This is a genomic window from Deltaproteobacteria bacterium, assembly GCA_009692615.1.
Taxonomy (GTDB): domain Bacteria; phylum Desulfobacterota; class Binatia; order UBA9968; family UBA9968; genus DP-20.
Genome location: SHYW01000045.1, coordinates 17,107 through 37,021 on the forward strand (window position 1 = coordinate 17,107; position 19,915 = coordinate 37,021).

16 protein-coding genes are annotated in these 19,915 nt (G+C 55.8%); 13 read left to right on the forward strand and 3 right to left on the reverse strand.

The genetic code is table 11. The annotated features are described in order from the left end of the window. Nucleotides 1–43: 43 nt before the first annotated feature. The 6 genes from crcB (at nt 44) to EXR70_12615 (ending at nt 6,822) form a co-directional block, all read left to right on the forward strand. Nucleotides 44–430 carry a fluoride efflux transporter CrcB gene (gene crcB, locus EXR70_12590; protein MSP39320.1) on the forward strand — a complete coding sequence of 129 codons (387 nt, stop codon included), beginning with the start codon at nt 44–46 and terminating at the stop codon, nt 428–430. Between the two features lie 176 nt (nt 431–606). Then, complete coding sequence (locus tag EXR70_12595) at nt 607–996, forward strand: hypothetical protein (GenBank protein ID MSP39321.1); 390 nt, start codon at nt 607–609, stop codon at nt 994–996. A 303-nt stretch (nt 997–1,299) separates the two neighbouring features. After that, nucleotides 1,300–2,556, forward strand: coding sequence for a DegQ family serine endoprotease (locus EXR70_12600; protein ID MSP39322.1), 1,257 nt, complete (start codon nt 1,300–1,302; stop codon nt 2,554–2,556). Nucleotides 2,557–2,734: 178 nt separating this feature from the next. Next, nucleotides 2,735–3,802, forward strand: a complete 1,068-nt coding sequence (locus EXR70_12605) for an ABC transporter substrate-binding protein (GenBank protein ID MSP39323.1) — start codon at nt 2,735–2,737, stop codon at nt 3,800–3,802. Between the two features lie 236 nt (nt 3,803–4,038). After that, nucleotides 4,039–5,481: a hypothetical protein gene (locus EXR70_12610; protein ID MSP39324.1), complete on the forward strand. Its 1,443-nt coding sequence runs from the start codon at nt 4,039–4,041 to the stop codon at nt 5,479–5,481. 54 nt (nt 5,482–5,535) lie between these two features. Next, nucleotides 5,536–6,822, forward strand: a complete 1,287-nt coding sequence (locus EXR70_12615; GenBank protein MSP39325.1) for a hypothetical protein — start codon at nt 5,536–5,538, stop codon at nt 6,820–6,822. Between the two features lie 49 nt (nt 6,823–6,871). On the opposite strand, the gene EXR70_12620 is transcribed toward EXR70_12615, so the two are convergent. Next, nucleotides 6,872–8,659, reverse strand: a complete 1,788-nt coding sequence (locus tag EXR70_12620; GenBank protein MSP39326.1) for a M3 family oligoendopeptidase — start codon at nt 8,657–8,659, stop codon at nt 6,872–6,874. 107 nt (nt 8,660–8,766) lie between these two features. Between EXR70_12620 and EXR70_12625 the strand changes: the two genes are divergently transcribed. Then, entirely contained in the window at nt 8,767–9,477 is a 711-nt protein-coding gene (locus tag EXR70_12625) for a class II aldolase/adducin family protein (protein MSP39327.1), read from the forward strand. Nucleotides 9,478–9,999: 522 nt separating this feature from the next. On the opposite strand, the gene EXR70_12630 is transcribed toward EXR70_12625, so the two are convergent. After that, nucleotides 10,000–11,736 (reverse strand): hypothetical protein, encoded by a 1,737-nt coding sequence (locus EXR70_12630; protein ID MSP39328.1) that lies wholly within the window; start codon nt 11,734–11,736, stop codon nt 10,000–10,002. A 71-nt stretch (nt 11,737–11,807) separates the two neighbouring features. On the opposite strand from EXR70_12630, the gene EXR70_12635 reads away from it, so the two are divergent. Then, nucleotides 11,808–14,252, forward strand: coding sequence for an ATP-binding protein (locus EXR70_12635; GenBank protein ID MSP39329.1), 2,445 nt, complete (start codon nt 11,808–11,810; stop codon nt 14,250–14,252). Between the two features lie 249 nt (nt 14,253–14,501). Here EXR70_12635 and EXR70_12640 read toward each other — a convergent pair whose 3' ends face one another. Beyond that, nucleotides 14,502–15,575 (reverse strand): PDZ domain-containing protein, encoded by a 1,074-nt coding sequence (locus tag EXR70_12640; GenBank protein MSP39330.1) that lies wholly within the window; start codon nt 15,573–15,575, stop codon nt 14,502–14,504. Between the two features lie 113 nt (nt 15,576–15,688). Between EXR70_12640 and EXR70_12645 the strand changes: the two genes are divergently transcribed. The 5 genes from EXR70_12645 to EXR70_12665 all read left to right on the forward strand — a co-directional run bounded on the left by EXR70_12645 (nt 15,689) and on the right by EXR70_12665 (nt 19,733). Next, on the forward strand, nt 15,689–16,468 hold the full coding sequence (locus EXR70_12645) for an SDR family oxidoreductase (protein ID MSP39331.1): 780 nt from the start codon (nt 15,689–15,691) through the stop codon (nt 16,466–16,468). A 265-nt stretch (nt 16,469–16,733) separates the two neighbouring features. Then, on the forward strand, nt 16,734–17,873 hold the full coding sequence (locus EXR70_12650) for an acyl-CoA dehydrogenase (protein ID MSP39332.1): 1,140 nt from the start codon (nt 16,734–16,736) through the stop codon (nt 17,871–17,873). An 89-nt stretch (nt 17,874–17,962) separates the two neighbouring features. Continuing rightward, complete coding sequence (locus tag EXR70_12655; protein ID MSP39333.1) at nt 17,963–18,943, forward strand: ABC transporter substrate-binding protein; 981 nt, start codon at nt 17,963–17,965, stop codon at nt 18,941–18,943. A gap of 273 nt (nt 18,944–19,216) precedes the next feature. Next, the gene (locus tag EXR70_12660; GenBank protein MSP39334.1) at nt 19,217–19,468 is read left to right on the forward strand and encodes a DUF4258 domain-containing protein; all 252 of its coding nucleotides are present in this window, start codon (nt 19,217–19,219) and stop codon (nt 19,466–19,468) included. 22 nt (nt 19,469–19,490) lie between these two features. Continuing rightward, nucleotides 19,491–19,733: a DUF2283 domain-containing protein gene (locus EXR70_12665; protein MSP39335.1), complete on the forward strand. Its 243-nt coding sequence runs from the start codon at nt 19,491–19,493 to the stop codon at nt 19,731–19,733. Nucleotides 19,734–19,915: the final 182 nt, after the last annotated feature.

Genomic DNA, 19,915 nt, shown 5'->3' on the forward strand with positions numbered 1-19,915 from the left:
CGATGCCATAGGTTTAGCGCTACTTTCTCGCTCACAATGCTTTATGAAAGCGATCCTACTTGTCGGCACCGGCGGTTTTCTCGGTTCGGTCCTGCGTTACTTGTGCGCCGCTTGGGTATTTCGGATCTTTGACAAACCTTGGTTCCCGGTTGGTACGTTAGCGGTCAATTTGCTCGGCTGTTTAGTCATCGGTTTGCTCGGCGGTCTGGCTGAGCAGCGCCGTCTGTTCGACCAAGAAGTTCGCTTGTTTGTTTTCGTCGGCATTCTTGGCGGGTTTACGACGTTTTCAGCCTTCGCATACGAAACCTCGATATTGCTGCGCGACACCCGTCCGCTCGCGGCTTGGCTGAACGTCGGCCTGCAAGTTTTCCTCGGCTTGTTCATGGTGTGGCTGGGCGGCTGGCTGTCGCGCCTGGTGCCGACGGCATAGCGATTTTTTTCATTTCTTCCACCGGCTAAGCGGTTGACTCATTAGTTTTTCAATCTTTTCTGGAACCTTGCTCGGCCTTAGACCGTCTAAGGTTTCTAGGGAGGTGCTACGTGAGGAGAAAATTGGGGGGGAAACCGAAATCGAACGATAATCATCAGCGTCAGCCGTTTTGGACCATGGCGGTCAATCCGCCGCGGGCGCCAATGGAAGAGAAGGTCCTGGCGATTTTCCAACCGGATGTGCTGATCGAAAGTCAGTATCAATCAACTCAGACGCGCCAGTTGCCGATGGACCCGGAGCGGGTGCTGATGCTGGCGGTACTACGTGACGCCGTGAGCTGTTTCCAGGATCACGTCATCGCGCGTAACAAACCCAAGCAATCGCTGCACCGTGAAGCCGAGGAGTGGATCTTAGATCGCGACTGTTCGCATTTGTTCTCCTTTGAGAATCTTTGCGAGTCTCTTGGTTACGATCCGGACTACATGCGTGCCGGGTTGTGCCGCTGGAAGGAAGCGGTGTTGGGTCGGCCGGGCATGAAACAACAAATGAATCCTTTAGCCGGTTAGCAACTAAGCAGTTAATCCGCCACGCTATTGGTTTTCTCCGCCAGGTTAGGAACGTTTCGGTCGCCGACTACGTCTAACCTGCGCGGAGGAAAACATGGAAACTCAAACATTTCAGCGAAATCCTAAACGGTCGACCATCGCGGTGGTGAGTGCACTTTCGCTCATCGCCGGTATGGGTATCACCAGCGTCGTTGAGCGACACTATTCGGGCGTGGCGCCGGTCAACGCGGCGAGTTACGCCGCGCCCAGCGCGATGCCGCAAAGTCTCCCCGACTTCGCCAGCTTGGCGAAACGACTCGGCCCATCGGTGGTCAACGTCGCCACCACTCAAGTACGACAAGCGGCCCGATCGGGTCTCCGGTCTGGCGACGACCAGATGGGAGAATTTTTCAGCGCTTTTTCGGCCAGCCGGCGCCGCGCGGACCGCAACGCCAAGGCGGCCAGGGCTCCGGTTTTATCATCGATAACAACGGCACGATCCTGACCAATTATCACGTCGTCGACGGCGCGCAGAAAATCGTCGTCACTTTAGCCGACGGCAAGAACTACGATGCGACAGTGGTCGGCAAAGATCAGAAGAGCGATCTCGCGGTGATCAAGATCGACGCCGGCAGAGAATTACCGGCGGTCGCACTCGGCGACTCGGACCGTTTGGAAGTCGGTGAATGGGTGATGGCGATCGGCAATCCCTTTGGCCTCGATCACACCGTGACATCCGGCATCGTCAGCGCCAAAGGGCGAAACATCGGCTCGGGTCCGTACGATAACTTTATTCAGACCGATGCCTCGATCAATCCCGGCAACTCCGGCGGTCCGCTGATCAACTTGCGCGGTGAGGTGGTCGGCATCAACACGGCGATCTACAGTCAGTCGGGCGGCAACATTGGCATCGGCTTCGCGATCCCGGCCAATTCGGTCAAAGAACTTCTGCCTCAACTGCGCAGCAGCGGCAAAGTGGTGCGCGGTTATCTCGGCACCTCGGTGCAAAAGGTGACGCTGGAAATCGCCGAGTCCTTCGGCATGAAACAAGCCCGCGGCGCCTTGGTGGCGGAAGTTTTGAAAGGGAGTCCAGCCGAGCGCGCGGCGGTCAAAGCTGGCGATATCATCGTCGAGTTCGACCGCAAAGAAATCAAAGACTCGTCCGACCTGCCGATTCAAGTTGCCCGGGTGGCGCCCGGCACGACGGTGCAAGTGCGCGTGCTGCGCGATGGCAAAGAAATAAGTTTGCCGCTGACCGTGGGCGAGATGAAGGACAATGAAGTTGTCACGTCGGTTCAAGAAGGGGGTCTCGGTCTAACCGTCCAGCCGCTCACGCCGCAACTAGCCGAGAATCTCGGCTTGGAACGGGCCGAAGGTTTGGTCATCACCGCGGTGAAGCCCGGCAGCGCCGCCGAAGAGGCAGGACTCAAAACCGGCGACGTGATCAGCGAAATTAATCGTCAACCGATTAAATCCTTGGCCGATTACAACCGCGAGCTGGCGCGCAACGATAAGGCGAAATCACTGCTGTTGTTGGTCCGGCGCGGCGAGAGCAGTCTGTTTCTCGCTCTTAAGCGCTAATATTTCCGACCGGCGAATTACTAACGCGCAGCTTCCTCTTCTAGGGGGCTGCGCGTTTTTTTTCCGGAAGCGAGTCTGCTGGGTGATTCAGGTCCGATCTCCCGAACGATTGAGTGGCCTCGCAGAATCGTCTAATATCCGCCCTTGCTTAAGGTTCTAAAAATTTGAGGAGCGGTTCATGACGATGGGTCCATGCCAGCGAGTGCTAACAACCAGGAAAAAAGTATTTTGCGCGGCGTTCATGCGCATATTAATTTTCGCCAGCTTGTTATTGGGCGGGAGCCAAATCGCCGAGGCCAATCCTTACCTCGCACGATCTGGCGAGCGGCCGGTGCCTCTGCGCATCGCCACCTGCGCCGTGTCCGGCGGTTTTGCGCATCTCTACACCGCGCTAGAAAATAATCTTTTCGACAAGTACGGTTTCAAGATCGAGCATGTGTTTATCCGCGGCAGCACCTCGGCGCTGGCGGCATTGTACGCCGATGAGATTCAGTTTCTGTACTGCGCCGCCGATGCTACTTTGCCGGCGCTGGCGGCTGGATTGGATGTTAAATTAGTCGCCGCGCCATTGGTCAAACTGCCCTACGTGTTGGTCACGCGTAAAGAGATTCGCCGCGTCGAGGATCTCAAAGGCAAAGCCTTGGGCGTCGCCCGCGCCGGCGATTTGAGCGACCGGCTGTCGCGCGCGATGGTCAAGAAATTCAATATCGAGGATGTCGCCATGCGGCCCATCGGCGGCAGTCAGAGCGAGCGTTATCAGGCGATGGTCGCCAATCAGGTTCAAGGCGTGGTGATCACGCCGCCCCTCGACGTGCGCGCTAAGAACGACGGCTATAATATTACCTACCGGCTGATCGACATGGATATTCCGTTTATCTATAGCTCGCTGCACGCGAGCGGCCGGGCGCTGCGCAATCGGCCGGAAATGATCCAACGTATGGTTGCCGCCTTCGCCGAAGCGATCAGCTTCGTCGATCGAAATCCAGTGAAGGCCAAGGCGGCCATCGCCAAGATCATGCGCATCAAGGACGAAGAAGCGCTGCAGGTTTCATACAACGTTTACACCAAGGACATCGTCGACCGGCGCATGATCGTGCCGGGGACCGCCGTGGCCGACACCATCGAGCTGTTGCGTGCGTCCGGCTCGCCGGTCAAACGCAAGGCGGAAGAACTTTATGATAATAGCTTCGTCAATCATTTGGAGAAGAGTGGGTTTCAGAAAGAGCTTTGGGGTGAAAGGAAGTGAGCCCTGAAGCCGTCAGAATTCAGTAGTCAGAAGCCGGGCGATCCACTTTTGGTTTTATCTCGTCGCCGCGCGGCGCAAATCACGCTTGGGCTTGGTCTCGCGGCTTTTTTCGTCAACGTCGCCGCGCGCGGACATCCTTAGTTGACCAAGCCGGGCGGAGCGCCGCGCTGCTTGTCTTAATTTTTTGCTTTTGTTAGTCCTGCTGTTTCTATCTCACCATCTGAAAGGCGCGCAAAATGAAGACTCTCATCCAAGGCGGCTGGGTCGTCGGCTTTGACGGCAACCAACATGAAGTGATCAAGGACGGCGTCGTAGTTTACGACGGCAACCGCGTCGAGTTCGTCGGCAAGGAATATGCGCCGCCGGTGGACAATAAGATCGACGCCAAGGGCTGTCTGGTGTCGCCGGGTTTTATCGACACGCACTTTCACTCCGGCATCAATGCCAGCGATTACATCCTCAACGATTCCACCAAGACCGATTTCTTCGCGTCGAATTATCTTGCCCACGGTGGACCGACCCGCGAGGGCGCCCATGCGGCGCATTTGAAAGACGTCGACATCGGCCAGCGCTTCTCGCTGATTCACGTGCTGAAGAGCGGCGTGACCACGACCTTCGACATCGGCGGCGCCGGCGGCGAACCGGAGCGCTACGTCGATATGATAGATCAGGTCGGCATTCGCTGCGCCGCTGGACCGAGCTACAAGAACGTTTCGTTCTTCCACGACCGCGAAGGGAGATTGGAATACGACTGGAACGACGAGCGCGGCAGCAAAGGATTAACGAGCGCGGTCGACTTCGCGAAAAAATTCAACGGCGCGTGCGGCGGGCGTATGAGTGCGCTGCTTTATCCCGGCCACGTTGACTCCTGCACGCCTGCCTTGCTGAAGGAAACCACCCTGGCGGCGAGGGATGTCGGCGTGCGCGTGCAAATCCACGCGACCATCAATCTGTTCGAATTCCACACCGTAATGCAGCGCGAACGCTGCACGCCCATTGAGCTGCTCAAAAAAATCGGCTTTCTCAATCCGGAAGTTTCGCTGTCGCACTGCATTTTCGTCAGCGGCCACAGCTGGCTCAGCTATCCCTACGGCGACGATATAAAAATTATCGCTGACTCCGGCGCGTCGGTCGCTTACAGCCCGCTGAAATATTTAAAGCTCGGCATCCTGATGGAATCCTTCGACCGCTATCGCCAAGCCGGCATCAACATGGGCATCGGCACCGACACGTTTCCCAAGGACATTCTCTCCGACATGCGCTATGCCGCCATCGCCTCACGCATCGCCGACAAAAGTTTTCTCGCCGGCCATCCGCGCGACGTTTTCAATTCGATCACGCTCGGCGGCGCGAAGATGCTCGGCCGCGACGACTTGGGCAGATTACAAAAAGGCGCCAAGGCCGACATCACCATTGTCAATCTGCGCGACATCGCCTTCGGCGCTGTGCGAGATCCGATTCGATCCTTAATGGAAACCGCCGTCAGCCGCGACGTGCGCACGGTGATCGTCGATGGCGAGACGCTGGTGGACAACGGCAAATATCTGCGCATCAACGAAGAGGAGTTGTTGGAAAAAGTCCAGGCCAAAGGCGAGCAAGTTTGGGACAGCGTCGCCAAGTGGCACTGGACGGGAAAAGCGATCGACGAAGTCGTGCCGCCGAGTTTTCGGATGAAGTGAAGGAACCCGACATCGAAAGATTACGCTCCATACCCCGCTGCACAAGCACGTACCATGCTTGTTGACCCAAATTGGACATTAAATGCCGAGAACCTTAGTGTCGCTTTGAAAGCGGCTACTTCTCTGTTCGATCGCCGATGGATTGCTAATCAGAGAGGTAAACGACCAAACTATCACTTAACCCAAGGAGCAGCAGGAGTAGACGCGACTTGGGGTCAGATTGATGACTTTATAAAACATAGTGCAGCTGGAAAGACAATGCATCCTCTTGCTGAGTCGATTTTTGCGTCCGAATCAGCTTTGGCGGAATTCTCAAAAACTGGAGTTTGGTTCGAAGATCGTGTTTTCTATCAGGTTATATCTTTAGCGCACGTTGCTTCCTTCAGTTCGCTCATACCAGGTGCAGCGCCTCGTCTTGCGAAGTTGATTGGAACGGAGTGGAGAAGCGCGCTCTATGAACTCTTAGTTGCCTGTTCGTACCGATCCGAAACGCTCACTGAGTTCATAAAGGAAACTAATTCCCCGACACCTGACATACGATTGATGACCAATCCAAACCTCTTCGTCGAGTGTAAAGGTCGACAGAAGTATGAAGAAATAATAGAAGGATTTATCCGTACCTGGAGACGTGAGTCATTGGCTCGTATCGACCAAGTTTTAAGAAAATACCACGGGAGCTTTCTCGTCAGAATTACGCTACTTTCACCTCAGGACGCCACTGTTTACCAAAAAGAAATTCCTGAAGCAATTTCTACAATGATTGAGAGTGGTTTGAGGGAGCACGACGCCACAAATCGTTACTCTATCGCAATCGAACCATGGGCGGAACAGATAATTCTATTTCCGCGTCCTGTTACGCATAAAGAAGTTTTCGACTTTTTACCGTTCGATGAGTGGGATGAGTGGCATTACATCCTCCCCTACGGTCACTTAAAACCATTGGCTAGCGATACTCGAATGTTCGAAGGAATTAGACAATGGCGTCTCATTTGTGTACGTGCCGATTACTTAAAGGATAATCGAGTATCGCTCCTAGCCACCCTAAAGGATTTATGTAAACGGCAATTTCGAGAATACCAGCCGGGTATTGTGCATATGGCAACTAACAGCGTTCAATTCGGTTTGGGGCGTTTCCGCCGGCCGGAAACTATCGTGGAGATTCTGAAATCTGATTTTGAGGTCATGTTCAGAAATTACGACAGAATCTGGAAAATTATTATCGATGTTACTTGTGGTAATGAGTGGAAAGGATTTACCGAAGTGCTTCGAGTTCAGGCTACTCGGAAATCAACTGACTCACCAGCTGGTTATGTAGAGCCCAAACGAATCTTTTTAGTGTAGATAACCGAGCCAGCTCCGGTCTCCGTTCGTTATGTTGTCTCGCAATTCGCTAAGTCAAGTTTTCGAGTTTTTTAGTTAATGCACGGATCTCCTCAAACCCTTTCTGCCAAAACTCCGCTTTGTGAATATTGACACCTAATGTTTCGAGCAGGGCGTCGGGTGACGCCGAGCCGCCGGCTTCGAGCAGCGCGAGATATTTCGGCACGAAGCTTTGGCCTTGATCTTTGTACATGCGATAGAGCGCCAGGACCAAGAGCTGGCCGAAGACGTAGCTGTAACAGTAAAAACGCGAGTGGATGAAGTGGGGAATGTAGGACCAGCCCCAGCGATAGCCGTCCGGCATGTCGACAGCGTCACCGTAATATTTTCCATTCGCCTCGATCCAGAGTTGGCCCACCGCGTCGGGCGTCAGGCGTTTTTCTTTTCTGGCGGCGAAGGCTAGCTCTTCGAAGCGGGTCAGCACGTTTTGGCGAAACACCGTGGCGAAAATATCTTCGAGCTTGCCGGCGATGAGCGATATCTGCACCTGAGGATCGCTTTGCTGTGAGAGCAGGTGATCGAAGACCAGCATCTCGGCGAACACCGAGGCGGTTTCGGCGGTGGTGAGCGGCGTGTCGTAGTTGAAATAGTTTTGCTTGCGGCTGAGACAGCCATGCATGCCGTGGCCGAGCTCGTGGGCGACGGTCATCACATCGCGCAGGTTGTCGTCGTAGTTGCAGAGAATGTACGGATGCAGTTGCGGCGATGGCGAGGCGCAAAAGGCGCCGCCGCGTTTGCCCTTGCGGATTTCCGCGTCGATCCAATTTTTCGCGAAGAATTCTGACGCCAGTTGGCGAAAGCTCGGATCGAAGGCTTCAAATGCGTCAAGGATCGTTTGCTTGGCTCGATCGTAGGCGAAGGGTCTGACCTCTTTCCCGACCGGCGCGTATTGGTCGTAGAGCGCGAGCTTTGGCAGTTGCAGCAGCTTTGCTTTCAACCGGAAATAATCTTGCGCCAAGTCGTAGTTCGCTTCCGATACCGCCATCATGGTCTTCACCGCGGCACCGTCGATCTCGTTGGACAGATGGCGCGGCGCCATGGGATCGCGATAATCGCGCAAACGGTCAGTGGTCAAATGGTCTTGAATCAGATTGTCGTAGATAAACGTCAGTACTTGCCCGTGCGGCGCCAATCCTGAGTAAACCGTCTCCATGGCGCGCTGGCGCAGCGCGCGGTCGGGGTCGTGCAGCAGCGAAAGCATTTGACTGAGGTTCAATTCTTCGCTTGTACCGTCGCGCTCGAGCTTGAAAGTTAACGACGAAGTGATTTCGGAAAATAGCCGGCCAAAGGCGTTGCGCCCGGTGTTGTCCTTTTCGTTGATGAGCTTTTCTTCCAATTCCGAGAGCGTGTGCGGACGATAGCGGCGCAGGCTGGTTAGATAGTGTTCGAAGGGTTTGAGCTGCGCTTGGCTCATTAGCTTGTTAGCGATCTCATCTTCGACTTTGAGCCAGGCGAGTTCGAAAAACAGCAAGAGATTTCTGATCTCGGTGCTGCGTTGTTCGACCCGCTGCTCCAAGTCTTGATACTCAGGTTTGGCCGTGTCGGCGGCGTAGAGCAGGCCGGCGTAGCTGCCGACTCGGCCGAGGGCTTCGTAAATTTTTTCCAGACTTTGCAGCGCGCGCAGGAGAGTTTCGCCGCTCAAACTTTTCGATGCGTTCATTGCCTGGCGAAATTGTTCGGCGAAAGCTTCGGCGTTACTCCGGCACTGGTTGAGCGTGGTCTCGATGCGCGGGTCGTCATGGGACGCGAACAGGTCGCTTAGGTCCCAGCGGATTCCTTGGGCACTGTGATTTTCCATGTCTCTTCGTGTAGTTGGTTTTTCGCCGAAAGCCAAGTTGCGGCAGCGGATGGCAGTGTATATGATGGCGAAAATTTTTCTCAACAAACATGGAGGCGTAGTTTTTTATGGCCGAATTAACCGAACTCAAAAAAGTGCTGGCGATGTCGTCGCGCATGCTATTCAACTCCGGACTGGTCGATTACAGCGGACATATCAGCGTGCGCATTCCCGGTTCCGATCACCTGCTGATTTTGCCCCATCCGGTCAGCCGCGCGATCGTCAAACCGGACGACATGGTGGTGACCGATTTCGACGGCAAAGTGATCGAGGGCAAGTACAAAGCGCCGTCGGAAGTCTACATGCACGCGCGCGCCTACAAAGCCCGTAGCGACGTGCAAAGCGTAGCCCATCTGCACAATCACATGGTGGCGACCTTGAGCATGGTCAACAAACCATTTTATCCCGCCTCGTCCAATCCCGGCGCGTTTTTCGGTCCCGGTCCGTTGCCGCTCTACATGGATCCCGCGCTGATCCACACGATTGAACAGGGCGATGCGGTGGCCAAGACCTTGGGCAAAGGCGATGCCGTCATGCTGCGCGGCCATGGCTCCATGGTCGTGGCGCAGTCGATCGAATGGGTGTTCGCCGCCTGCGTCGATTTGGAAGAAGCCGCGTCGCGTTTCTACAAAGCGTCGCTGCTCGGCGCCGTGATGGTTTACAACGAAGACGAAACCCAACGCGTCATGAAAGGCCGACGCAAGGATTCCGTGGTGCAAAAGGTTTGGGATCACAATGTCGCCAAGACCAAGCTCGCGGGATTGATGGACGGGATTTAATATTTGAAATGAACTACCCCGCCGCAAGCAGCGGGGTAGTTCATTAGAAAAATCTAACGTAATGGGTTTTGTGCTGGAGTTACTTTTCAAGGTCGTGTTCAGAGTTATCTTTTGCTGGACGGGCGAAATTATCTTGTTTATCCTGACCCTGGGCAAGCATAAGCCACGCTGGGATCTTCACACTCAGGAGTCACCGATCCGATTTATATTTTTTTACAATTTTAGCATTTGGATTGGTATGATTTTTTCGTTTGCCATTCTCGTCTTGATCATCAAGCTCGTCATCTGGAAGTGATTAGCGGGGGGCACAGAGTTTGGGCGCAGTTCCGGCCGCTAGCTTTGCCAAAGTTTGAAAGAAGCTAGCGGCACGGACTGGCTCTATTCGTTCACCAACGTCTGCGAGTTGTTAGGTTTCGATCCGCGTTACGTGCGCGAATCGCTGCTCAAGCGGGAAAACCGTTACATCGAACCGGCGCGCACTCGAGTGCCATCACTTGCCGCCATGGCGGCGCAGCAATAAGTTTATTTTTTGCGTTCCTTGAGCGGCCGTAGTTCGTCTTTGATCAGCTGGCCGCGGGGACTATTTTCGCCGGCGATCTTGATCGCCCGTTCAAAATCAGCGATCGCCTGCTCTTCTTCGTCTTGTAGCAACAGCGCGCGGCCATGATAGTAATAGCCGTCGGCGAGCCGACCGAGTTTGCTGTAGACTGTCGCTAGCCGACTGACCGGTCGGTCCCAAACCGGTGCGAGATTGCGAGCGTTCAAATAGGCGCCCGCAGCGCTCGCCAAATCGCCGGACTTTTCTAACATCTCACCGAGATAAAAGTAGGTTAACGGTTCATTCGGCTCTAGCGCCAAGGCGCGATCGAACGCCACCCGCGCGGCGGCGAATTCTTCGCTTTGACTGAGCAGCGATCCGAAATCGCGCTGTAGACTAGGATTGTCCGGTTGCAGCAGGCGGGCTTTTTCGTAGTTGCGTTTGGCTGCGGCGAGATCGCCGGTCTGTTGTTGGGCGAAGGCGAGCAGATGGAGTGATTCGGGGTTCGCCGGATTCTGCTGCGCGAGCTTTTCATATTCGCTGATAGTGGCGTCGCGCAGTGGCTTCGCCAAGCGGATCAGCAGCTGGACTTTTTTCAGCGCCACCGGATCGTCGGGCCGCGCTTGGGTCACGCCCAAGGATTTCACCACCAGTTCGGCATTGGCGATGCGCTCCTGGGTGATCGGATGGCTCAAGATATACGCCGGCACGTCGATGGGATTGAGTGCGCGTTGTTGATCGAGAGTTTTTAAAAATCCCAGCGTGCCCTTGGGATCGTAGCCCGCCGCGGACATGTAGCGGGTGCCGAGAGTGTCCGATTCCAATTCCAACTGCCGGCTGTAGGCGGCTTGGCGTGTCGCCGACACCGCTTGGCCGACCACGCCCGCGGCCGCGGCGCCGCTGCCGCTGCGCGCCAACAGAGCCATGCTTAATAGACTTAAAATCGATATGGCATCCGGTCCCGAGGAGCGCGCCATGTGATGTCCTTTAGCGTGGACGATTTCATGGCCGAGCACGCCGGCTAATTCGTCGGTGCTCTTGGCCCTTTCAATCAATCCGGTGAACATATAAATCGAACCGCCGGGTACCGAAAATGCGTTGAGCTGCGATTCCTCGACGACGAAGAAGCGGTAATCAAAGGACAGCGGCCCGGTGGCGGCGAGGATGCGCCGGCCGATGCGGTCGATGTAACGCTCGACTTCCGAATGATTGGTGAATTTGAATGCCTTTTTAGCCTCGCGGCGAAACTCGCGGCTGATTCGGGTCTCTTCATCTTCGGCGGGCGGGCTGAACGATGGCAGGCTCGGTAGCGTGATCGATCTGCAGGCGCTGATCGCCAAGAGAATCGCTAACATCCAGGCACAATGAAATTTCCGGTTGTGGTTCAGTTTGTTTTTAACATCGCATCTCACTGTAGGGGCCGACCTGCGTGTCGGCCCTCCGAACGGGCGGACACATAGGTCCGCCCCTACATATTTAGGCGAAACTGAACCACTACCAAATTTCCGCTGCCGCGTGGGGAGACTGTATGCCCCTATCATCCTGAGGCGATCGCCGAAGGATCTCGACTTCGTCAGCGGTAGCGAAGGCGAGATTCTTCGCTGTCGCTCAGAATGATAGCTTTCCGAGTTTTGCGTTGGTGGCACGGTGTCAGCGGCGGGACGATTCATCAATGGAGTATAGAGAGTCGCTATGGGCCAATCAATACGGATGAATTCCATCCGGCGAGCGGTTGACGACCGCGCTGCGAGTGCCTATCCTCGCCAGCAGTGAAAACCCCAAGGAGTATCCGATGTCGATAAAATTCGAAGTACCGGCCGAGAAACTGACTTGGCGTTGCGATCTATCGTTTTTACCGTTCACCTGCACGGCGGAGATGACGCCGCTGGAAGATTTTATCGGTCAAGACCGGGCCATGCGCGCCATCGAGTTCGGCCTCGGCGTCAACAAGCCGGGCTTCAACATTTTCGTCACCGGTCTCACCGGCACCGGCAAAAACAGCATCATCAAGGCGTTCCTAAAAAAAATCACCAGCGCCCAGGGCGCGCCGCCGGCCGATGCGCCGACGCCGGAGGATTGGTGCTACGTTTACAATTTTAACGACGCCGACCGGCCCCAAGCGCTGAAGATCCGCCGCAGTTGGGGCAAGATGCTCAAGGCCGATATGGAGCAGCTGATTCAAAATCTCCAGCGCGAAGCGAAAAAAATGTTCGAGAGCGACGACTATGCGCATCAGCGCCAGTCGACGATCGAGCAGATTCAAAAACGCCAGCAGGAGATGATGGAAGGGTTGATGGAGGAAGCGAACCAAAGCGGTTTTGCTTTGCGCATGACGCCCTCGGGCATCGTGCTGTTGCCGACCAAGGACGGCAAGCCGATGCAGGAGGAAGAATATCTAGTGCTGTCCAACCTAGAAAAACGCCAATTGGAAGAAAAGCGTGGCGAGATCGAAAAGAAAGTCGAGCACACGCTGCGCGAAGGTAAAAAAATGGAGCGCGAGATCGCCGAGAAACTCGACGCGGCGGAAACCCAAGCGGCGGATTATCTGGTGCGCCTGCCGCTCGCCGAGCTGAAAGATAAATATCAGGACTATCCCAAGGTGGTGGGCTATCTCGACGGCGTGCGCGATCACATCATCAAGAACCTGCAACGTTTCAGGGGCGGCGATGGGCCGGCGCCGACGGCGATGACTCCGATGCAGTTGGCTGAGGCCCCTGGCGATCCGTTTTTGCCTTATCGGGTCAACGTGTTTGTCGACAATAGCGACACTCTTGGGCGGCCGATCGTCGTCGAGACCAATCCGACCTATCATAATCTGTTCGGCGTCATCGAAAAGAAATCGATCATGGGCGGCTACGTCACCGACTTTACTTTGGTCAAAGCCGGTTCCATCAGCCGCGCCAACGGCGGCTATTTAGTTCTCTACGACCGCGAAGTGCTGGCCAACGCGGGCGTCTGGGAAGCGTTGCAACGGGTGATCAAAAATCGTGAGCTGCGCATCGAGGAACCGAGCGCGTTTTTCGGCTTCGTGCCGCCCCAAGGACTGCGCCCCGAAGCGATCCCCACCGATACCAAGGTGATCATGATCGGCGATCCGTCGCTCTACCGGACGTTGGCTTCCGCCGATCCCGATTTCCGCGAGACCTTCAAAGTCAAAGCCGATTTCAATTTCGAGATCGACCGCTCTCAAGAAAACATCACGGCGTTCGCCTGTTTCATCGCCGACTATTGCAATCGCGAAGGCATGCGCCACTTCGATGCCGATGGCGTGGCCCGGGTGATCGAACAGTGCGCCCGCCAGGTCGAAGACCAGAATAAACTTTCGACCCGCTTCAGCGATATGGTCGATTTGTTGATCGAGTCCGACTATTGGGCCGAAAAAGAGCGCGCCGAGTTGGTGTCGGGAAAACATGTCGAGCGCGCCATCGTGGAGAAAATTTTTCGCTTGAACTTGATCGAGAAGCGGCTCCAAGAAATGATCGCCGATGGGACCATCTTAGTCGACGTCGACGGCGCCGTGGTCGGGCAGGTGAACGGTTTAGCCGTCTATCAAATGGGCGACTTCAGTTTCGGCAAACCGTCGCGCATCACCGCGAAAACTTTCATGGGGCGCGGCGGTATTCTGAATATAGAGCGCGAATCCAAGATGAGCGGCAAGAGCCACGACAAAGGCGTGATGATTCTCGGCGGTTACTTGGGCGGCAAATTCGCCCAGCAACATCCGCTGTCGCTGTCGAGCAGCGTCTGCTTCGAACAATCCTACGACGGCGTCGACGGCGACAGCGCGTCGTCGACCGAACTGTATGCGATTCTCTCGAGCCTTGCCGAACTTCCGATCAAGCAAGGCATCGCGGTGACCGGCTCGGTCAATCAGAACGGCGAAGTGCAAGCCATCGGCGGCGTCAATTTCAAAATCGAAGGCCACTTCGATGTCTGCCGCGTCAAAGGTTTTGCCGCCGGCCAAGGCGTGATGATTCCCAAGGCCAACCTGCGTAACCTCATGCTGCGCGCCGATATCGTCGACGCGGTGAAGGGCGGCAGGTTTCACATTTATGCTGTCAGTACGATTGACGAAGGCATCGAAGTGTTGACCGGCGTGAGTGCCGGAACACGCAACGCCGACGGCAGTTTTTCAGAAGGCTCGAGCAATGACCGGGTGCAGAAAAAATTGCAGCTATTTGCCGAGCAGCAAAAACAAATGTCGGCGAGCGCGGAGCAGAAAAACGGCAAAGAGTGAATTTAGCTTTCGCTGGTCATGGCGGCGATGTGACTGGTCGTTCCCGGTTTCTAATTTCCCCCTTTGGAAAAGGGGGATCAAAGGGGGATTTGGTTGTGGGGTAGGGTGGTCGTGTTTCGAGCAGTAGCTAACCTATTAATTAATCGCGCCGTGCGAGCCTGAGGAAAATCTCCCCTAGCCCCTCTTTTTCAAAGAGGGGGACCGGAAAATACTCTGAGCTTATTTGCAATTTCTTTCCAACTAACCGCTTCAACCTTCGCTGGCTTTGGCCGATTCGGGTTTGGTGCCGAGCGGCACCGATAGTTGTATCGTTCGGCCTTTGCGAATGATCGTCAAACGCACGACTCGGCCCGCTTCGAATCCGCCGACCATGCGCCGCACATCGCGCGGGCTGTCGACATTGTTGTCGTTGACCGCCAAGATTACGTCTTGTTTTTGAATGCCGCCGCGCGCCGCGGGTTGTCCCGGCAACACGGAGCGGATGACCACGCCTTTGACCGGATGAAGGCCCAACGCCTTGGCTTGTTCTAGAGAAATGTCCGACAGCTGCACGCCCAACCAACCCCAGGCGAATTTTTCGCCGTTGACCAAACGCGGCAAAACTTTTTTAATCACGTTGACCGGCGTGGCGAAACCCATGTTCCCGCGCTCGGAGGCCATCGTGATCATGCCGACGACATGGCCTTGGCGATTGAGCAGCGGGCCGCCGCTGCCGCCGGCGTAGGCCCCGGCATCGGTTTGAATATAGTCGAAGCTCGCCGAGTCGGCGAAGCTCCGGCCGGCGCGGCTGATGATGCCCATGCTCATGGAACTTTCCCGGCTGAAGGGATAACCGAAAACCAGCGCCAGATCGCCGACACGAACGGTCTCGGAATCGGCGAAGGAAAGGATCGGCATCGGTTTGGCGACGGAAACTTTTAGAATCGCCAGATCGATCTGGCTGTCGGCGGCGATGACCTCGGCGGCCAGGCGATCGCCGTTGGCGAGCCGCACTTCGATCTCTTTGGCTTTGTCGACGACATGCTGGGCGGTTAAAAGATATCCTTGGGGATCGATGAAGAAACCCGAACCGAGGCTGTTCTGCGGTTCGCTTTGAGCGCCTTTGCCGTCCTGACCGGTGACGCGGATCTGCACGATGGCCGGCCGCGCGTTGTCGGCGAGCTGGACCATGGCGCGGTTGAGCCGGTCGAGTTCAGTTTCGCTGGTTGACGGTTGGGCTTCGCGCCAGAGCGGCGCCGATATTTTCGCCGCGTGTTCTTGCGCCGCTAAAGCACCCGGCGCTAGACACAATGCGACCGCAATCAATCTTCCGACGATGTTCACGGCGATCCCTCCGCATTGTAAATTCGACCTTGGTGTATCGAAAACCCTGGGCAAGAACAAGTGGCACCCATTGGTGTTGCATTTGAGGTCGAGAGTTATGTTAGTCTGGCGTCATGAGTGGACTGGAGAACAAGATCGTTCTGATCACCGGCGGCAGCGGCGGCATCGGCTCTTCGCTTGCGAAAGAATTCGCCCGCCAGCGCTGCCGGGTTGCGATCGCCGCGCGCCGGCAGGAAAGTTTATCGGCCTGCGCTGAAGAACTTTCCCGCGCTGGCGGCGAAGTTCTCGCCATCGCCTGCGACGTGACCGACAGGCAACAGGTGAAACAGCTTGGCGCTGAGATTACCGCGCGCTGGGGCGCGGTGCAGATTCTGATCAACAACGCCGGCATCGCCCGGGCCGCGAGCTTCACCGAGATGGCGGACGCGTTGTGGGACGAGATTCTCGCGACCAATCTCACCGGCACTTACAATTGCTGCAAAGTTTTCTTGCCCGAAATGGCGCGCGCCAAGTGGGGGCGGATCATCAACATCGGTTCGACCACGGCCAAGGTCGGCTATCGCCACGTGACGGCTTACACGGCATCGAAGCATGGTCTGTTGGGGTTGACCCGTTCGCTGGCGTTGGAAACCGCGCGCCAGGGAGTGACCGTCAACATGATCTGCCCCGGCTACGTCGATGACGAGCGCACTCGTGAAAACGCTCAGGTCATGGCGCAGAAGGCGGGCAAGAGCGTGACGGAAATTCTCCAGCTGTTTGCCGACAGCGCTCCGCAGAACCGGCTGATCGAGCCAGAAGAAGTCGCGTCGTTGGCGCTGTTGATGGCGTCGGAGAAACTCGGCGGTATGACCGGGCAGGCGATCAACGTCGACGGCGGTGCGGTGATGGCGTGAGCGTCTCGGGTTTCGAGTTTACCAGGCTGCTGAAAAAAGGTACTCATGCTTCGAGAGCCTCAGCATGAACGGATTCTAAGCTTCATTTCAAGACCACATCCGTTCGTCCTGACCCCTCGACAGGCTCGGGACTAAAGGCTGTCGAGGAGGCCTGCCCTGAGGCCCCTCGAAGGGTCGAAGGACTCCGAGGAGTTTTTCAGCAGGTTGCTAGGGTTTCAGGTTCGCGAGAAATTAAATCGTCAGCCGCTTTCAATTTGGTGAACTCATGTTGCCTTTCTTAACTCAAGATCATTCCGCGCTCCAAGCCCAAGTCAGGCTGTGGGCGGAAAAGAATTTGTTCGCCGGCCACGAGAGCGAAGCTGATCTTGATCAGCGCGCGAGAGATTTGATCAAGCAGTTCGCAACAGCAGGTTTTTTGCAGCACGCAGTGCCAAAAAAGTTCGGCGGTTCGCGGGAAAAAGTCGCGGCGCGCGATCTCTGCATTCTGCGCGAAGAGCTGGCGCGCGGCGACGCGCTCGCCGATACCATGTTCGCGCTGCAAGGGCTGGGCAGTTTTCCGATTACGCTGGCGGGCAGTGCGGCCCAAAAACAAAACTATTTGCCGCGAGTTGCCAGCGGCGACGCGATTGCTGCTTTTGCGATCACCGAACCGGAAGTGGGTTCGGATGTCGCTTCGCTACAGACGAAGGCGGTGCGCCGTGGGGAAGAATTCGTTTTGAACGGTACCAAGCGATTTATTTCCAATGCCGGCATCGCGGATTTCTACGTTGTCTTTGCATCGACGGCGCCGGAGAAAAAAGCCAAGGGCTTGAGCGCTTTCATCGTCGACGAGAGCACGCCCGGTTTGGCCGTGACGGAAAAAACTAAACTGCTTTCGCCGCACCCGATCGGCGTTCTCGAATTCACCGACTGCATGGTGCCCGAATCCGCTTTACTCGGCGCCGAGGGCGAAGGTTTGAAGATCGCTTTGGAGACGCTTGATCTTTTACGTTGCAGCGTCGGGGCGGCTGCCGTGGGATTTGCCCAGCGGGCTTTGGAAGAAGCGATTCGCTACAGTAAGGCGCGGCGGCAGTTTGGCCGGGCGATCGCTGAGTTCCAGGGGATTGAATTCAAGCTCGCCGAGATGGCGACTGAGTTAGAAGCAGCGCGGCTGTTGGTTTACCAAGCAGCCTGGGCGCATGACTGCGGCAACGCCGATGCCAAACAGAAATCGTCGATGGCGAAATTCTACGCCACCGAAGCGGCGCAGCGCATCGTCGATCAAGGTTTGCAAATTCACGGCGGCGTGGGATTGATCGCCGGCAGCATCATGGAGCGACTCTACCGCGACGTGCGCGCGCTGCGGATTTACGAAGGCACGTCGGAGATTCAAAAACTGGTGATTGCGCGGGCGTTGCTAAAATAGGCTCAGCCGAAGGCTGATCAATCCTCTGACAGAGGTCGGAAGTCAAAGGTCAGAGATCAGGTGTCAGCAAAAGCCAGGAGAAAAAAATCATGCACAAAAAAATCACTCGGCGAGCTTTTTGCTCGATGCTCTTGGCTCTGCCCGTTGCAGCTCGGGCGCAGCAGCCGGCGGGAATACCCCGGATAGGAATACTGATCGCGGGCTCCGCGTCCTCCTATTTGCTCCGGGTCGAAGCATTGCGCCAACGGCTGCGCGAGCTCGGGTATGTCGAAGGGAAAAACATTTTCATTGAGTACCGATATGCGGAAGGGAAACTCGAACGGCTGCCTGACCTTGCAGCCGAGCTGGTCCGTCTCAAAGTTGACGTTATCGTCACCACCGGCTCGAATACTTTAGCTGCTAAGAAGGCGAGCGCAACAATTCCCATCGTATTTGCCGTTGCGGGCGATCCAGTAGGAAGTGGGCTCGTTTCCAGCCTGGCGCGCCCGGGCGGGAATATCACCGGACTTAGCCTCATGGCGCCGGATCTAGATGGCAAACGATTAGAACTGCTCAAGGAAGCCTTCCCTAAGGTTGCCCGGGTGACCTTCCTCTGGGTGCCCGTTGATTCGAGGGGAAACTTGGCCCTCACAGAGATGGAGGCTGCGGCCAAGGCGTTGGGAGTCAAACTTCAATCGCTTGAGGTGCGAAGCCTTGACGATTTTGACATCGCATTCGCACGAGCGAAAAGGGAAGGCGCCCAAGCGCTCATTGCGACCGCAAGCCCACTAATCAATACTCAGCAACGTCAAGTGTTGGACTTCGCGGCAAAGAACCGGTTGCCGGCGATGTACGAAACGAGTGAGTTTGTTGAGGCCGGCGGCTTGATGAGCTACGCGCCGAACTTTGCGGATATGTGGCGGCGCGCCGCTGACTTTGTGGACAAGATCTTGAAAGGCACAAAACCCGCCGAGATTCCGGTCGAGCAGCCGATGAGGTTCGAGTTCATCATCAATCTGATAGCGGCCAAGCGGATCGGATTAACGATTCCGCCGAATGTGTTGGTGCGGGCGGATAGAGTTATTAGGTGAGACGAGATCCTTCGCGTTCGCTCAGAGCCTGCCCTGAGTTTATCGAAGGGACAAGTTTTGGATTGGGGAAACCCAACAGATAAATCACTCCGGGCTACCAAGATGCCCTTTCAGGAAGCCTGTTTTACAGAGGAAATACTAACCCCAGGCTTCATTGAATCCAGCCTTGGGATGAAATACACTTTGCATTCAGTTTCAAAGGCGAGGCGAGAATTAACTACGCGCGATTCTTCATAGCAAACTTACTGGAGAGGCCACGGAAAAAATGCCGACATGACGATTCGCTGCCACCCACACGCTCTGGCGCGTATGGAAGAGCGCGGGACGTCCGAAGAGGAAGTTATCGAAACAGTGAAGACCGGCGAACGATTTACCGCAAAGTTTGACCGCACAGGTTTTCGGCGCAACTTCGCATTTGGTGAAATGTGGCGCGGCAAGCAGTTCAACACCAAGCAGGTGGAAGCCTACGCGGTTCAAGAAGGCACGGATTGGTTAGTGATCAGTGTTCTTACCCGTTATTTTTGAGCGCAAGAGAAGGGAGCCAGCTATGCGATTCACGTATGACCCTCGTTACAATGTTGCCTACATCAGTTTTCAGGAAAAGCGCGCTGAAGTGGAGACGATTCGGGTGAGTGATGAGTTGGCTGTGGACCTTGCCCCCGATGGCACGGTTTACGGTATCGAACTGTTGAACGCTAACCAGCAATTACAACGAGAGCACATGGGAACGCTCTTAGTTATTAACGAGGCCACTGGGGAACGCACGGAATTGCCCCTTGCCGTTCGTTAAAAGACTCGACCGAGGGCTCAATTCGGTTCCTATCTAAGGAATCTCTGAACAAGTCATCTAGCAAGTCGTCTAATAACGAAGAGCAGAAAGACCGACAAGGTGAGGCGGGAGGAAAGAGCGTGGGGGAGCAGACAACGTTTGCGAGTTTGGCGTGGGCGAGAAAGAAAAAGCAGAGCAAGCGG

Bases quoted from the DNA above. Each gene is read 5' to 3' on its own strand.
- crcB (MSP39320.1), top strand. From the start codon at position 44: ATGAAAGCGATCCTACTTGTCGGCACCGGCGGTTTTCTCGGTTCGGTC.
- EXR70_12630 (MSP39328.1), bottom strand. From the start codon at position 11,736: ATGGAATTCATCCGTATTGATTGGCCCATAGCGACTCTCTATACTCCA.
- EXR70_12615 (MSP39325.1), top strand. From the start codon at position 5,536: ATGCTTGTTGACCCAAATTGGACATTAAATGCCGAGAACCTTAGTGTC.
- EXR70_12595 (MSP39321.1), top strand. From the start codon at position 607: ATGGCGGTCAATCCGCCGCGGGCGCCAATGGAAGAGAAGGTCCTGGCG.
- EXR70_12660 (MSP39334.1), top strand. From the start codon at position 19,217: ATGACGATTCGCTGCCACCCACACGCTCTGGCGCGTATGGAAGAGCGC.
- EXR70_12610 (MSP39324.1), top strand. From the start codon at position 4,039: ATGAAGACTCTCATCCAAGGCGGCTGGGTCGTCGGCTTTGACGGCAAC.
- EXR70_12655 (MSP39333.1), top strand. From the start codon at position 17,963: ATGCACAAAAAAATCACTCGGCGAGCTTTTTGCTCGATGCTCTTGGCT.
- EXR70_12665 (MSP39335.1), top strand. From the start codon at position 19,491: ATGCGATTCACGTATGACCCTCGTTACAATGTTGCCTACATCAGTTTT.
- EXR70_12650 (MSP39332.1), top strand. From the start codon at position 16,734: ATGTTGCCTTTCTTAACTCAAGATCATTCCGCGCTCCAAGCCCAAGTC.
- EXR70_12635 (MSP39329.1), top strand. From the start codon at position 11,808: ATGTCGATAAAATTCGAAGTACCGGCCGAGAAACTGACTTGGCGTTGC.
- EXR70_12625 (MSP39327.1), top strand. From the start codon at position 8,767: ATGGCCGAATTAACCGAACTCAAAAAAGTGCTGGCGATGTCGTCGCGC.
- EXR70_12620 (MSP39326.1), bottom strand. From the start codon at position 8,659: ATGGAAAATCACAGTGCCCAAGGAATCCGCTGGGACCTAAGCGACCTG.
- EXR70_12605 (MSP39323.1), top strand. From the start codon at position 2,735: ATGACGATGGGTCCATGCCAGCGAGTGCTAACAACCAGGAAAAAAGTA.
- EXR70_12645 (MSP39331.1), top strand. From the start codon at position 15,689: ATGAGTGGACTGGAGAACAAGATCGTTCTGATCACCGGCGGCAGCGGC.